At 70.9% G+C, this 13,129-nt stretch carries 17 protein-coding genes; 7 read left to right on the top strand and 10 right to left on the bottom strand.

The features are described 5' to 3' along the window. Nucleotides 1–213: 213 nt before the first annotated feature. From FXO23_RS26575 to FXO23_RS51110, 5 genes are all read right to left on the bottom strand, one after another. Nucleotides 214–402, bottom strand: a complete 189-nt coding sequence (locus tag FXO23_RS26575; protein ID WP_158888156.1) for a hypothetical protein — start codon at nt 400–402, stop codon at nt 214–216. A gap of 34 nt (nt 403–436) precedes the next feature. Then, nucleotides 437–1,066 (bottom strand): DUF2267 domain-containing protein, encoded by a 630-nt coding sequence (locus tag FXO23_RS26570; protein WP_158888155.1) that lies wholly within the window; start codon nt 1,064–1,066, stop codon nt 437–439. Beyond that, nucleotides 1,063–1,515, bottom strand: a complete 453-nt coding sequence (locus tag FXO23_RS26565; protein ID WP_179956878.1) for a PNPOx family protein — start codon at nt 1,513–1,515, stop codon at nt 1,063–1,065. The genes FXO23_RS26570 and FXO23_RS26565 overlap by 4 nt, the downstream gene beginning before the upstream one ends. Nucleotides 1,516–1,626: 111 nt before the next feature. Next, complete coding sequence (locus FXO23_RS26560) at nt 1,627–1,956, bottom strand: acyl carrier protein (protein ID WP_158888154.1); 330 nt, start codon at nt 1,954–1,956, stop codon at nt 1,627–1,629. Between the two features lie 12 nt (nt 1,957–1,968). After that, a complete protein-coding gene (locus tag FXO23_RS51110; protein ID WP_158888153.1) occupies nt 1,969–2,247 on the bottom strand; it encodes a hypothetical protein in 279 nt (92 codons plus the stop codon). A 182-nt stretch (nt 2,248–2,429) separates the two neighbouring features. On the opposite strand from FXO23_RS51110, the gene FXO23_RS26550 reads away from it, so the two are divergent. From FXO23_RS26550 to FXO23_RS26535, 4 genes are read left to right on the top strand one after another with little or no spacing between them, the layout of a single operon-like run. Then, complete coding sequence (locus FXO23_RS26550) at nt 2,430–3,536, top strand: 4Fe-4S dicluster domain-containing protein (protein ID WP_158888152.1); 1,107 nt, start codon at nt 2,430–2,432, stop codon at nt 3,534–3,536. Then, nucleotides 3,533–3,973 carry a Crp/Fnr family transcriptional regulator gene (locus FXO23_RS26545; RefSeq protein ID WP_158888151.1) on the top strand — a complete coding sequence of 147 codons (441 nt, stop codon included), beginning with the start codon at nt 3,533–3,535 and terminating at the stop codon, nt 3,971–3,973. The genes FXO23_RS26550 and FXO23_RS26545 overlap by 4 nt, the downstream gene beginning before the upstream one ends. Next, nucleotides 3,970–4,650: a hypothetical protein gene (locus FXO23_RS26540; RefSeq protein WP_158888150.1), complete on the top strand. Its 681-nt coding sequence runs from the start codon at nt 3,970–3,972 to the stop codon at nt 4,648–4,650. The genes FXO23_RS26545 and FXO23_RS26540 overlap by 4 nt, the downstream gene beginning before the upstream one ends. After that, a complete protein-coding gene (locus tag FXO23_RS26535) occupies nt 4,650–5,183 on the top strand; it encodes a flavodoxin family protein (RefSeq protein ID WP_158888149.1) in 534 nt (177 codons plus the stop codon). The genes FXO23_RS26540 and FXO23_RS26535 overlap by 1 nt, the downstream gene beginning before the upstream one ends. Here FXO23_RS26535 and hypE read toward each other — a convergent pair. From hypE to hypF, 4 genes are read right to left on the bottom strand one after another with little or no spacing between them, the layout of a single operon-like run. Then, the gene (gene hypE, locus FXO23_RS26530; RefSeq protein ID WP_158888148.1) at nt 5,166–6,218 is read right to left on the bottom strand and encodes a hydrogenase expression/formation protein HypE; all 1,053 of its coding nucleotides are present in this window, start codon (nt 6,216–6,218) and stop codon (nt 5,166–5,168) included. The two genes, FXO23_RS26535 and hypE, sit on opposite strands and share 18 nt — an antisense overlap. After that, entirely contained in the window at nt 6,215–7,330 is a 1,116-nt protein-coding gene (gene hypD, locus FXO23_RS26525) for a hydrogenase formation protein HypD (protein ID WP_158888147.1), read from the bottom strand. Before hypD ends, hypE begins: the two co-directional genes overlap by 4 nt. Then, a complete protein-coding gene (locus FXO23_RS26520) occupies nt 7,327–7,590 on the bottom strand; it encodes a HypC/HybG/HupF family hydrogenase formation chaperone (RefSeq protein WP_246257838.1) in 264 nt (87 codons plus the stop codon). Before FXO23_RS26520 ends, hypD begins: the two co-directional genes overlap by 4 nt. 17 nt (nt 7,591–7,607) lie before the next feature. Continuing rightward, complete coding sequence (hypF, locus tag FXO23_RS26515) at nt 7,608–9,917, bottom strand: carbamoyltransferase HypF (protein ID WP_158888145.1); 2,310 nt, start codon at nt 9,915–9,917, stop codon at nt 7,608–7,610. A gap of 194 nt (nt 9,918–10,111) precedes the next feature. On the opposite strand from hypF, the gene FXO23_RS26510 reads away from it, so the two are divergent. Genes FXO23_RS26510 through FXO23_RS26500 form a run of 3 tightly spaced genes read left to right on the top strand, consistent with a single transcriptional unit; the run spans nt 10,112 to nt 12,812 of the window. Next, the gene (locus tag FXO23_RS26510) at nt 10,112–11,404 is read left to right on the top strand and encodes a Ni/Fe hydrogenase subunit alpha (protein ID WP_158888144.1); all 1,293 of its coding nucleotides are present in this window, start codon (nt 10,112–10,114) and stop codon (nt 11,402–11,404) included. Beyond that, complete coding sequence (locus FXO23_RS26505) at nt 11,401–11,883, top strand: hydrogenase maturation protease (RefSeq protein ID WP_158888143.1); 483 nt, start codon at nt 11,401–11,403, stop codon at nt 11,881–11,883. Before FXO23_RS26510 ends, FXO23_RS26505 begins: the two co-directional genes overlap by 4 nt. Before the next feature lie 5 nt (nt 11,884–11,888). After that, nucleotides 11,889–12,812 (top strand): universal stress protein, encoded by a 924-nt coding sequence (locus tag FXO23_RS26500; protein ID WP_158888142.1) that lies wholly within the window; start codon nt 11,889–11,891, stop codon nt 12,810–12,812. Here FXO23_RS26500 and FXO23_RS26495 read toward each other — a convergent pair. Next, nucleotides 12,802–13,035: an SHOCT domain-containing protein gene (locus tag FXO23_RS26495; protein ID WP_158888141.1), complete on the bottom strand. Its 234-nt coding sequence runs from the start codon at nt 13,033–13,035 to the stop codon at nt 12,802–12,804. The two genes, FXO23_RS26500 and FXO23_RS26495, sit on opposite strands and share 11 nt — an antisense overlap. Nucleotides 13,036–13,129: the final 94 nt, after the last annotated feature.

Genomic DNA, 13,129 nt, shown 5'->3' with positions numbered 1-13,129 from the left:
GGGGGCCCTCCGACGTCCCCGGCCCGGTGACGCCGGATGCCCCGCCCCCACCCCCCGGCGGTGAAGCACCGTGCCGGACGGAACGTATAACCGTGGTGACAGTTGTCGTGGCTGCGTGACCGGCTATCTGTGCGTTCCTTGTACGCCTTGACTTTCGGTGGCGTGTTGATCCTTGCCGGCCGATGGCACGGGGAGCTGAAGACTTGCCATCGGTCAGCACGGCGGGACGCTCGAGGAGTGCCGCCGCGAGGCGCGGGGCATCTCACGACCTCCCGCGATGGCGGCGACCACCGCGCGGATCTGTTCACGGGTAACCCGTTGCTCGAGGGCGAGGAACGCCGCGTCGAGCGGCGACAACTTTTCCACGCCGGTGGTGTCGTGCCGGGGAACCATGGCGCTCATCCCTTCCCAGCTGCCGGTCGCGGCGGCACGACCGTCAGGAGGCTTCGCGTGCCAGCAGAATCCGGTGCACCGCGCGGGCCGCTTCGGCCCCGCGCCGGTTGCCGGGTTCGTCGGTCGGGATTTCCTCCAGGCCGCGCGCGAGGGTGGCGATCGCGTCGGCAAGCAGGCCCAGCTCTCCCTTGAGCTGGTGCACCTGTGCGGACAGGCGTCGCTCGGCGGATTTGTCCTGGACCGGTGCGGGCGCTCCCGCGTCGGTCAGTGCGTCGCGCAGGTGTTTCGGGAGAAGCGTGAGTGCGTGGTCGAGTTGGCCCGGCGAGAACAGTTCGCGCAAGGATTCGGAGATCGCGCTGGCGGTCATGGGCACTTCGGCCGAGCCGATGCCTGCTTCGGCGGCGAAGCGGTGGATGAATTCGTCGGCGTCGTAGCGGATCGGTACGCGGCTTGGTTTCCAGCCGTCGAAGAAGGTGCCCCGGAGCAGTTCCGGGAGTTGTGCCGCCAGATGCGCGGCGGCGTCCACGGTGAGGCGGTCCCGGACCAGGTGCAGCCAGGCGCGCAGCGATCGGTAGGTGTAGCGGTGGTCGTCGGTGCCCAGCCGGTTGGCGATCGCCGACAGCCATTCGTGTGCGGAATGTTGCGCGGGGGCGAGGGGGTCGGTGTGTGTCATGGCTCCTCCGAGAAGGTGAATCCACTTCCTCCAGCATCGGCGTGGTCCGCGGCCCAGCACAGGGTCCAAAGATGTCGGCCAAGGGCCGTTGGCCCCCGCGTCGGGAAGGCATCCGGCGGACCGTTCGGGCTCGCGCCTTCGGGTTCAGGAGTCCGCCAACCGGAGCTTGTGGTCGCCAGGCCCGACGCGAGCACATCTCGCAGCCAGTTGACCCCCGTGCCGTAGGGAAGGGGAACGATGAAGCCATCCCCGGCCCGAACCGCCACGACCGGCGTGGCGTACTCCTTGCCGGTGCGGCGTCCGGTGTGCCGGATCGCGGCCGCGTACCAGTGCCGCCGCCCGGCCAGCCGCATCATCACCGGGTTGAGGACACATTCGTTGGACGCGCGCATCGCGTTGTTGAGCGGGCGCGTCTGGTTTCCTGCTCGGGGACGGTTCTCAGTGGACACCGGTGGCCTCCGTGATAGCGCTTGACGTTGACTCGCATTCCGGCTCAGGCTCCGGAACAAATCACGTTCCGGGTGATCTCGAAGCGGAGGCGACACTCGGGCTTCCCGATCTCACCTTCCGTGGTTGGTCAGGAATGCGATGCCGGATTCGATGGTCGCAAGCCGGTCGTAGTCGTCCTCGTCGATGCGTTGCCCGAGGCCGGCGGAGAGCCGCTCGATGAAGGTCAGGAAGTCGAGCGAGTCCAACTCCAGCGTTTCACGCAGGTTCTCGTCGGGCGCGAGTGCGCCCAGTTCGTTGTCGGTGGCGAACCCGCGCAGGGCGTTGAGGAAGCGCGCGCCGGTGGCGCCGAGGTTGGTCACGGTGATCGTGGCGGAGGTCAGTTCCGAGGAGCGGAGGCTGCCGGAACGGGTCCGGGACACCAGGTCGCGTAGCCGCCGCATGGTCTCCGCCGGTTAGAGCTGGTCCGCGTCCTTGAGCGCGAGGGCGACCAGCCCGCCGCCGCGCAGCGACACGGCCACGCCGACGTGGATTCCGTCGCCCGGGGAGAACCCGTCGTCGATCCGGTTGGTCCGCTCGGCCAGTTCCGCGTAAGTGAGGTCGCGGACCATCGGTTCGGCGTGCGCGCCCCAGCCGAAGGTCAGGCCCCGCACCGCGATCCCGGTCGTCGCCGGTTCCGCGATTTCGCCGATCCGCTTCGCGGCGGTACCCGGAATCGCATCGCTAGGGACCACCGTGCTCGGCCGGGGCGAGGATCAGCAGGGCTGGAAGTCATCCGTTCCGATGGCCAGAAGTCCCCAGAGCCGGCCACCGCGCGGAGTGAGGCAGTCGGTCGGTTCCCGCGGGGACGTTCGGCCCTAGGAGTGCTGGTCGCGTGGCGGCCAGAGTGGTGAGCCGATGCGGAGGTGACGCCACGATGAGCGAAGAACGGGCCGCGGTTCTGGATCGGGTGGGCTTGGATCGGTTGTTCGAGGTGCTCGTCGAGGACGGGTACCGGGTGGTGGGTCCGACCGTGCGCGACGAGGCGATCGTGCTGGAGGAGCTGGACTCGGCGGCCTGGTTGCCCGCGGGCTGGGGTGTGGACACCGCGCCGGGGCGGTATCGGCTGCGGCGACGGGAGGACGCGGCGGTGTTCGGGCATTCCGCCGGGCCGCAGTCGTGGAAGAAGTATCTGCACCCGGCGCGTCGGCAGCTCTGGTCGACTGGCGACGACGGCGAATTCCGGTCCGTGGCCGACGAACCACGCCGGTATGCGTTCTTCGGTGTCCGCGGGTGCGATCTGGCCTCGATCGCCGTCCTGGGCAGGGTGCTCGGTGATGGCGGGCATCCGGACGGAGCGTTCGCCCGCAGATGTCGTGGGTTGTTCGTCGTGGCGGCGAACTGCACCGAGCCGGGGGAGGTGTGCTTCTGCGCTTCGATGGGTACCGGTCCGGAGGCAGGGCCGGGGTACGACCTGAGTCTCACCGAGCGGATCGACGGTGCTGGGCATCGGTTCCTGGTCGAGATCGGCTCTGCGGAGGGTGCGCGGATCCTCGCCCGGGTCGGCTGCCGCGATGCCGCGGAGGAGGAGATCTCTTCGGCTCGTGCCGAGGTCGCCGCGGCGGCGGGACGGATGCGCCGGACCATGCCGGACGGCTTGCCCGCGCTGATGCGGGGTTCGTACGACTCGCCGGTGTGGGCCGCGGTCGCGAGCCGGTGTCTGACCTGCGCGAACTGCACGATGGTGTGCCCGACCTGTTTCTGCACCACGACCGAGGACGTCACCGATCTCACCGGGGAGCACGCGGAACGCTGGCAGCACTGGGCTTCCTGTTTCGAGCTGGATTTCTCCTATCTGCACGGCGGCAGTGTGCGTACGTCCGGTGCGAGCCGGTACCGGCAGTGGATGACGCACAAGCTGGGCACCTGGCACGACCAGTTCGGCGGTTCCGGCTGCGTGGGGTGCGGGCGGTGCATCGCCTGGTGCCCGGCCGGGATCGACATCACCGAGGAAGCGGCGAAACTGGCCGGGGAGCGGCCATGAACGATGACGGCGTGCTCGGGCGACTAGGACCTCAGGAGCGTGCGCTCGTCTCCCGCGCGGCGCGAAAGGTGCGGTTGGACGCGGGGACCAGGCTGTTCACCGACGGCGAGCGCGCACGAGGCTGCTGGGTGATCCGGACCGGCCACATCGCGCTCGATCTGAGCGTTCCGGGGCGTGGCCAGGTGGTGGTGCAGACACTCGGCGGCGGTGACGTGCTGGGCTGGTCGTGGCTGGTGCCGCCGTTCCGCTGGGAGTTCGGTGCGGTGGCCGTGACGGAGACGACCGCGGTGGAGCTGGACACCGACCGGTTGCACGCCCTCGCCGGGCAGAATCCGCGGTTCGGCTACGCGCTGACCCGCGCCCTGTTCGAGGCGCTCGCGCGGCGACTGCACGCGACCCGGGCGCGACTCCTCGATTTGTACGGGGTCCCGAAATGAGCGTCGACCCGATGGTGCCGGTGCCGTACCGGGTGATCCGCCGGACGATCGAGACCCACGACTCGGCCACCTTGGCGCTGGAGCCGGTGCGATCGGCCGGGTGTTCCGCACCTTCAACGCCGCCGCGCCGGGCTTCGAACCGGGTGGCGACCGGCGGTGACCAGGGCCAAGGTCCCCGGGGAAGGGGACCGGCGACCCCAGCCCGGTCGTGGTCGAACCCGGATCGTGAAGACATGAACGGAATCGACTGGAAGACCGCCTGGCGGAACCCGCCACGCACCACGCGCAGGCGTCCCTGGCTGGCTGCGGGCACCGGGATCATCGCGGTGAACGCGCTCGCCGCCGCGGCGGGTCTGCTCTTCGGCGGCCTCGACTTCGGAACCGCGATCGACGCGGACCTGCCCTGGCGCAGCAAGCCCCTGGCCGGGCTGGCCCTCGCCGTAGTCGTCGGGCTGCCGATGACCACGACCACGGTACTCGCCGCGAAGGGCTCCCGATGGACCGCGATGGCAGCCACCCTGTCCGGCGCGCTGCTGCTCGGCTGGATCGTGGTGCAACTCGGGTTTCTCGGCCCGGTGAGCTGGATGCAGCCGGTCACCGCGTTCGCCGGTCTGGCGGTGATGGTGGCCGGGCTCCGTGACTTCCCCCGGATCCCCCGCGCGATGAGGAGGTCGTGATGCGGTCATTGGTGGTCTACGAATCGATGTTCGGCAACACCGAACTTGTCGCCCGCGCGATCGCCGAGGGGTTGTCGCCCTTCGCCGAAGTCGAGATATCCAATGTGGACAACGCGCCGGGCGATCTGAACGGTGGGGTGGACTTGCTGGTGATCGGCGGGCCGACCCACGCGCACGGGATGAGCCGGAAAGCGACGCGCGCGGATGCGGCGCGGCAGGTGAACGGCGCGGTGCGATCCCGGCGCCGGGGAATCCGCGAGTGGCTCGAGGAGTTCTCCTGCACACCCGCTGGTATCGCAGTGTTCGACACCCGGGTCAAGGCGGCTTCGTGGCTCGTGGGGTCGGCCGCGCGCGGCGCGGCCAAGCTGTTGCGCCACAACGGGATCCACCTGGTCACCGAACCGGAGAGCTTCTTCGTCGACGGCGGATCGGCCCCGGGCGAACTGCTGACCGGCGAGCTGAACCGGGCCCGTGGCTGGGGCGAGAAACTCGGCGAGCTGATGCGTGCCGCGCGGTCAGCAAATGCGGGGTAGTTGTTCGCCGACGAGCATGTCGACCACTCGGGTGGCGCCGACCAGGGTGCGTGCGGTGACGCGCCCGGCCGGGCCATCGGTGATCGTGCCGATGACGCGGGCCTCTCGTCCGGCCGGGGTGCTGCGCATCGCGGTGAGGGTGGCTTCGGCCGCTTCCGGGGCGACGAAGGCGACCAGGCAGCCTTCGTTGGCCACGTGCAGGGGGTCCAGGCCGAGTAGTTCGCAGGCGGCGGCGACCTGGGGCGGTATCGGGAGGTCGGCTTCGGTGAGTTCGACGGCGACGTGCGAGGCGGTGGCGAGTTCGTTCAGCGCGCTGGCCAGGCCGCCGCGGGTGGCGTCCCGCAGGGTGTGCACGGCGGTTCCGGCCGCTTCGATCATGGCGGCCACGAGTTCGTGCAGCGGTTTGCTGTCGGATTGGATCTCGGCGTCGAAGCCGAGGTCTTCGCGGGCGCTGAGGATGGCGGTGCCGTGCGCGCCGATTGGCCCGGATACCAGTACGACGTCTCCGGGGACGGCGTTGCTCGCCGAGGGGCGGGCGTGGGGGAGGCGGATGCCGATGCCGGTGGTGGTGAGGTAGATCCCGTCGGCGGCCCCGCGGCCGACGACCTTGGTGTCCCCGGTGACTACCCGGATGCCGCATTCCCGGGCGGCGGTCGCGACCGAGGCGGTGATTGCCCGCAACTCGGCCAGCGGCAGTCCTTCTTCGAGGACGTAGGCCAGCGCGAGCGCGACCGGGCGGGCGCCGCGCATGGCGAGGTCGTTCACGGTGCCGTACACGGCGAGCGAGCCGATGTCGCCGCCGGGGAAGAACCGGGGGGTGACCACGAAGCTGTCGGTGCTGAACACGACCTTGGTGCGGTCCAGGTCGACGACGGCCGCATCTTCCAATGGTCCGGTTTCCCCCAGTTCGTTCCCGATCACCTGGTCGAGCAGTTCGGCCATGAGCTGCCCGCCGGATCCGTGGCCGAGCAGCACCCGCTCGGTCTCGGCGCGCGGGACCGGGCAGGTGGCGCGCAGCGGATCGATGGTGGTCATCGTGGTTCCTCCAGAGTGGACAGTGCGGGGCGGCGGCCCGCGTTGTGGAAGGCGGCGCAGGTTCCCTCGGCCGAGACCATCGGCGCCCCGAGCGGGGTGCGCGGGGTGCAGCGGGTGCCGTAGGCCGCGCAGTCGGTGGGCAGTTTGGTGCCCTGCAGGATGGCGCCGGCGATGCAGTCGGGGTTCTCCTCGGCTCGGATGGAACCGGTCGAGAATCGGGTCTCGGCGTCGTGGCTGGTGAACTCCGGGGCGAGGGTGAGGCCGCTGGCCGGGATCGGTCCGATGCCGCGCCAGGCGCGTTCGGTGACCTGGAAGACGCGGCGCACGGCATCCTGTGCCGCGGTGTTGCCGGTGCGCCGGACCGCTCGGGCGTACTGGTTCTCCACCTCGGCCCGGCCTGCTTCGAGCTGGCGCACGGCGAGCATGATGCCTTCGAGCAGGTCTAGGGGTTCGAAGCCGGTGACGACGATCGGCACCCGGTAGCGGGCGGCGATCGGTTCGTATTCGGTCCAGCCCATGACCGCGCAGACGTGCCCGGCGGCGAGGAAGGCTTGCACCTGGTTGTCGGGTGCGTCGAGGATGGCGGTGATCGCGGGCGGTACGAGGACGTGGCTGACCAGCACGCTGAAGTTGGTGATGCCCGCGTTGGCGGCGTGCAGGACGGCCATCGCGTTGGCGGGTGCGGTGGTTTCGAAGCCGACCGCGAAGAAGACCACCTGGTGGCCGGGGTTCTCCCGGGCGATGCGCACGGCGTCCAGCGGGGTGTAGACGACCCGGACGTCGCCGCCGCGGGCTTTCACCCCGAGCAGGTCGCCGGTGCTGCCGGGGACCCGGAGCATGTCGCCGTAGCTGGTGAAGATCACTCCGGGGCGGGCGGCGATGGCCACCGCCTTGTCGATCATCTCCAGCGGGGTGACGCAGACCGGGCAGCCGGGGCCGTGGATCATCCGGACTCCGGCCGGGAGCAGTTCGTCGATGCCTTGGCGCACCAGGGTGTGCGTTTGCCCGCCGCAGACTTCCATGATCGCCCAGGGCCGGGTGGCGGTGGCGCGTAGTTCGGCCAGCAACCGGCGGGCCAGGGCCGGGTCGCGGTACTCGTCGAGGTATTTCATCCTGCTGCCTCCGCATCGGGGCCGAGTTCGGTGGCGAGCGCGTCCGGTATCGCCCGGATGATTTCGAGGGTCTTGGCGGCCTCGATCTCGTCGACCTGGCTGATCGCGAAGCCGACGTGCACGATCACGTAGTCGCCCACCCCGGCCGCGGGTGTGTAGGCCAGGCACACCGGCCGCCGCACGCCGTCGAAGTCGACCGTGCCCATGCGAAGATCGGCCGGGTTCTCGTTCCGCGGCAAGGAAACAATCCGGCCGGGCACGCCAAGACACATGCGAATCAACTCCCGTTCATCCGGGCGGCGGCGATTGCCGCTTGGCCGTAGCTGATGCCGCCGTCGTTCATCGGGATCCGCTCCCCGGCGAAGGGGCGCAGCCCCGCGTCGAGCAGTCCGCTGGTCACCTCGGTGGTGAGCAGGGCGTTCTGGAAGACCCCGCCGCCGAGGCAGACCACGTCGGTGCCCAGTTCCGACGCGGCCTTCGCGGCGAGCGCGACCACGACCTCGGCGATCGTGCGGTGGAACCGCGCCGCGACCGCACCGGCGGGACTGCCGGCGGCCGTCTCCAGCGCGTCGCGCAGCGTCGAGGACGGGTCGTAGACCCACAGCCCGTCCCGGTGCCGCAGTTCCCAGCGCAGCGGCGCCGGCGAGGAATGTCCTGCGGCGGCCGCCTCCAGCAATACCGCCGCCTCGCCCTCGTAGCCGTTGTCGTCGCACAGGCCGAGCAGGGCCGCCAGCGCGTCGAACAGCCGCCCGGCGCTGGACGCCTTCGGGCAGTTCACCTCGCGGTGGATCATCGCGCGGATCACCGAGACCTCCCGTGCCGGTATCCGCTCCAGCAGGGCACGAGCGAGTTCTTCGGGCACGGGCTCCGCGCCGAACCGCTCCGCGCCGAACAGGTAGCCCAGCGCCATCCGGGCCGGGCGCCGCACGGCCGCGGCCCCGCCGGGGAGCGGGGCGGTGGCGAACCGGCCGAAGCGGAGGTAGCCGCGGTAGGTGGCCAGCAGGACTTCACCGCCCCAGAACGTGCCGTCGGCACCGAGGCCGAGCCCGTCCAGGGCGATGCCCACGAAGGGTTCGTCGATCCCGTGCTCCGCGGCGGTCGCGGCCACGTGCGCGTGATGGTGCTGCACACCGATGCGACGCGCGGCAGGCCAATTCCGGGAGTACTGAGTGGACAGATAGCCCGGATGCAGGTCGTGGGCGCAGAACTCCGCACGGGCGTCGTGCAACCGGCACAGGTCGCGTGCGGCGCGGTCGAACGCGTCGAAGGTCCGCGCGTCGTCCAGGTCGCCGGTGTGCGGTCCGACGATCGCGGTCGCGCCGAGCGCCAGCGCGCTGGTGTGCTTCAACTGGGCGCCCAGCGCCAGCACCGGCTCCGGTACGGACGCGGGCAACGGCAGCGGGGCGGGGGCGTAACCGCGGGCCCTGCGCACCGTGGTGGCCGTGCCGTGAGCTGCGCGGACCACCGAATCGTCGTAGCGGGACCAGATGGGGCGGTTGTGGCCGAGGATCCCGTCGACGATCGGGCCCAACTCGGTGCGGGCCGTGGTGTCGTCGATGGTGATCGGCGCTCCCGCGCGGTTGCCGCTGGTGACCACCAGCGGGCGCGCGAGTTCGGCGAGCAGCAGGTGGTGCAGCGGGGTGTAGGGCAGGAACACGCCCACCTCGGTCAGCCCCGGCGCGATCCCCTCGGCGAGCGGCGCTTCCCGGCGGCGGGGGAGGAGCACGATCGGGGCGGCGCTGGAGGACAGCAGTTCCGCGGTGTGATCGTCTACTGTGGACAGTCTGTGGACTGCGGCGAGGTCGGGGGCCATCACCGCCAGCGGTTTGGAAGGCCGGGGTTTCGCCTCGCGCAGCCGGGCCACGGCGGCTTCGTCGGCCGCGTCGCACACCAGCTGGTAGCCGCCGACGCCTTTCACCGCGACGATTCCGCCGTCTGCGATCACCTGGCACGCGGTGGTGAGGGCCTCCTCGGAGTGGGCGTTCGCGGACTCCGAGGAGGCGGGATACCACGCGAGCTGGGGGCCGCAGTCCGGGCAGGCGATCGGTTCGGCGTGGAAGCGGCGGTTGGCGGGGTCGTGGTATTCGGCCGAGCAGGCTGGGCACAGCGGGAAGGTCCGCATCGCGGTGCTGGACCGGTCGTAGGGGAGATCCTGGATGATCGTCGCCCTCGGCCCGCAGTTCGTGCAGTTGAGGAACGGGTACCGGTAGCGCCGGTCGCCGGGGTCGAACAGCTCCCGGACGCAGTCCGCGCAGGTCGCGAGGTCCGGGGGAACCTCCGGGGTAACTGGGTGGCCGCAGACGCTGTCCACCACCCGGAAATCGGGCGGCAGCGCGGTGTCCTGCGGCAGCCGGTGCACCGCGACGCCGCGGACCTTCGCCTGCGGTGGCGCGGACGTGCTCAGCCGGGCGAGGAATTCGGCCAGCGATCCGACCGGCGCATCCGCGCGGATCACGACATAGCCGCCCGCGTTGCACACGTCGCCGGATACGCCCAGTTCGGTGGCCAGCCGGTAGACGAACGGGCGGAACCCGACCCCCTGCACGGTGCCGTGCACCTCGATCCGAACCGGCCCGCGAACGTCCATGCCCTCTCCCCGATGTGGTTGATCAGCACCCTGCCGTCGGTGCGGGCGCCGGGGATAGGGCTGGAGGTACCCGCTGTGGGGCCTTTGGTCCCTGGCGAAGTATTCGGACCGTCCGGCGGATGACCTTCGGCCCTATGGACACCCGCGTCACGGCGGTTGAGTGGGCTGCGAGCACGGCCAGGGAAGGGGCAGGGGTGAGTCATCGCAGCAGGCAGTTGAAGGTCAGCTCGCTGGCCCGGGTCGAGGGCGAGGGCGCGCTGCGGGTGAGCGTCGTCGACGGCCGGGTGGAACGCGCGGAGCTGAACATCTACGAACCGCCGCGGTTCTTCGAGGCGTTCCTGTGCGGCCGGGCGCATACCGAGCCCCCGGACATCACCGCGCGGATCTGCGGGATCTGCCCGGTGGCCTACCAGATCAGCGCCTGCAACGCGATCGAGCAGGCATGCGGGGTGGCGGTGGGCGAGCAGATCGGGGACCTGCGCAGGCTGCTCTACTGCGGCGAGTGGATCTCCAGCCACGCCCTGCACATCTACCTGCTGCACGCCCCCGACTTCCTCGGCTACCCCGACGCGATCAGCCTCGCCAAGGACCACCGGGACATCGTCGAACGCGGCCTGGCGTTGAAAAAGGCGGGCAACGAGCTGATGACCCTGGTCGGCGGCCGAGCCATCCACCCGATCAACGTGCGGATCGGCGGCTTCTACTCCGCGCCCGCCCGGGCCGAACTGACCGCCCTGGCCGAACGGCTGCGCCGGGCACTGGACGACGCCCTGGACACGGTGCGCTGGGCCGCCGGTTTCGAGTTCCCGGACCTCCGGCTCGACCACGAATTCCTCGCCGCCACCGAACCGGGCCGCTACGCCATCGCCGACGGCACGCTCCGCTCCAGTGGTGGCCTGTCGTTCCCCGCCGACGAGTTCGGCGAGCACGTCGTCGAGGAGCAGGTGCCGCATTCCACCGCGCTGCACGCCCGGCTGGACGGCAGGCGCTACCTCACCGGGCCGCTGGCGCGCTACACGCTGAACTCCGCGGCGCTGTCCACCATCGCCCGGCAGGCCGCCGCGGAAGCCGGGCTCGGGCCGGAATGCCGCGACCCCTTCCGCAGCGTGCTGGTACGCGGGGTCGAACTCGTCTACGCGCTGGACGAGGCATTGCGCCTGATCGAGGAGTACCGCGAGCCGGAACCACCGGCCGTGGCGGTGCCGCCCCGGGCGGGTGCCGGGCACGGGGTCAGCGAGGCACCCCGCGGAACGCTGTACCACCGCTACGAACTGGACACCGACGGCCTGATCCGGTCCGCGACGATCGTCCCGCCGACCGCGCAGAACCAGGCCGCGATCGAGGACGACCTGCGCCAGGTCGTCTCGGCCAATCTGAGCCTGGACGACCCGGCACTGACCGAACTGTGCGAACGCACGATCCGCAACTACGACCCGTGCATCTCCTGCGCCGCGCACTTCCTCGAACTCACCGTGGACCGCGGATGAACACCGCACGCGCCGTGGTCATCGGCGTCGGCAACGAGTACCGGCACGACGACGGCATCGGCATCGCCGTGGTCGACGAACTGCGCGAGCGCGACCTGCCCGGTGTCCGGGTGCTGGTCTCCGACGGGGAACCGGCCGCGCTGCTGGACGCCTGGACCGGCGTCGAACTCGCGATCGTGGTGGACGCCGTGCTGTGCGAACCGTCCACCCCCGGGCGGATCTGGCGGTCCATAGTGGACGGTCTCACACCCAGCGCGGGTGCGGCCAGCTCGCACGCGCTCGGCATCCCGGACGCCCTGCGCCTCGGCGAGGCACTGGGCCGGGTGCCGGGCGAACTGGTCGTGTTCGCCGTCGAGGCGGCGGACCTCGACCTCGGCGTCGGCCTGTCGCCGCCGGTGTCCGCCGCCCTGCCCGAGGTGATCCGCGCCGTGCTCGCCGAACTCGGCCGAACAACCGATCCCGCCACGACAGGAGTGTGATCACCATGTCCACCAGCCCCAGCAGTCCCAGCAGCCCGATCGTCGTCGGAGTCGACGGCTCCGAAGCCGCCTTGGGCGCAGTCCGGTGGGCGGCGGTCGAGGCGCGGCACCGGCGCTGCGGGCTGCGCCTGGTGCACGCGATCGACGACCCCGCCCTGAGCTTTCCGGCCGCGATGCCGCTCCGGGAAGAACCCCGGCGATTCCTGCGGATCCGGGGGGCACGGTTGCTCGCGGCCGCGCGGGAGGCGGCGAAGGAGGTCGCACCGGAACTGGAGCTGGAAACCGAGCTGAGTGAGCGCAGTGTCACTCCGGTGCTGCTGGCCGCCGCCGAATCGGCGTCCCTGCTCGTCCTGGGCACTTGGGGGCTGCGGCCGCTCGGGCGGGCGCTGGCCGGATCCGTCTCGATCGCGCTGGCCGCGCACGCGCGGTGCCCGGTCGCTCTCATCCGTCCGCACGTGGCAGAGGAGGCGCCGCCCGCCGACGGTCCGGTGGTGGTCGGCGTCGAGGACTCCCCGGCCAGCGCCGCCGCCATCCCGATCGCCTTCGAGGAGGCGTCCTGGCGCGGTGGCCGGTTGATCGCGCTGCACTGCGTGAACACCCCGTTCCTGGCCGCCGTGTTCGAGGAAACCCATGTGCACCTCGACCAGCCCGCGCTGGAAACCCAGGCGCGGGAAGTGCTCACCGACCGGCTCGGCGACTGGCCGCAGCGCTACCCGGGCGTCACCGTGGAGCGGCTGGTGACGCGGGGGCATCCCACCGAGGAACTGCTCGGGATGGCCGACCGGGCGCAACTGCTGGTGGTGGGCAGCCGGGGCCGCGGCGGGCTGGCCGGGATGCTGCTGGGCTCGACCAGCCAGGCGGTGATGTCGTACGCGCTGTGCCCGGTCATCGTCGCCCGGAATCCGGGCGATCACGGAGCTAGGGCTTGAGCGTGGCGCGCCGTTGCTCGTATTCGTCCAGGTCGATCTCCCCGCGGGCGAAGCGTTCGTCGAGGATGCGCAGGGCCTCGTTCCGGGGCTGTGGTGGGTGTGCGTAGCGGCGGAGCACGATGATCACGATGGTGATCAGGCCGCCCCACAGCAGGATCATCGAGATGAGCATGAACAGGCCGCCGAACCAGGTGCCGTTCCCGTCGTAGTACCAGTGCGGCATGACGTCCTCCTCGGTTTCGGAGATTCGGGATGGTCTCTCCGAATCTCCGTCCGCGCACCCGGTCGGCGTTAGGGTCGGAAGGCACTTCTCCCGG

The sequence above is a fragment of the Amycolatopsis anabasis genome, assembly GCF_009765355.1.
Taxonomy (GTDB): Bacteria; Actinomycetota; Actinomycetes; order Mycobacteriales; family Pseudonocardiaceae; genus Amycolatopsis; species Amycolatopsis anabasis.
The sequence above is the reverse complement of the archived record's forward strand: the minus strand, read 5'-3'. Positions and strand labels throughout refer to the sequence as shown.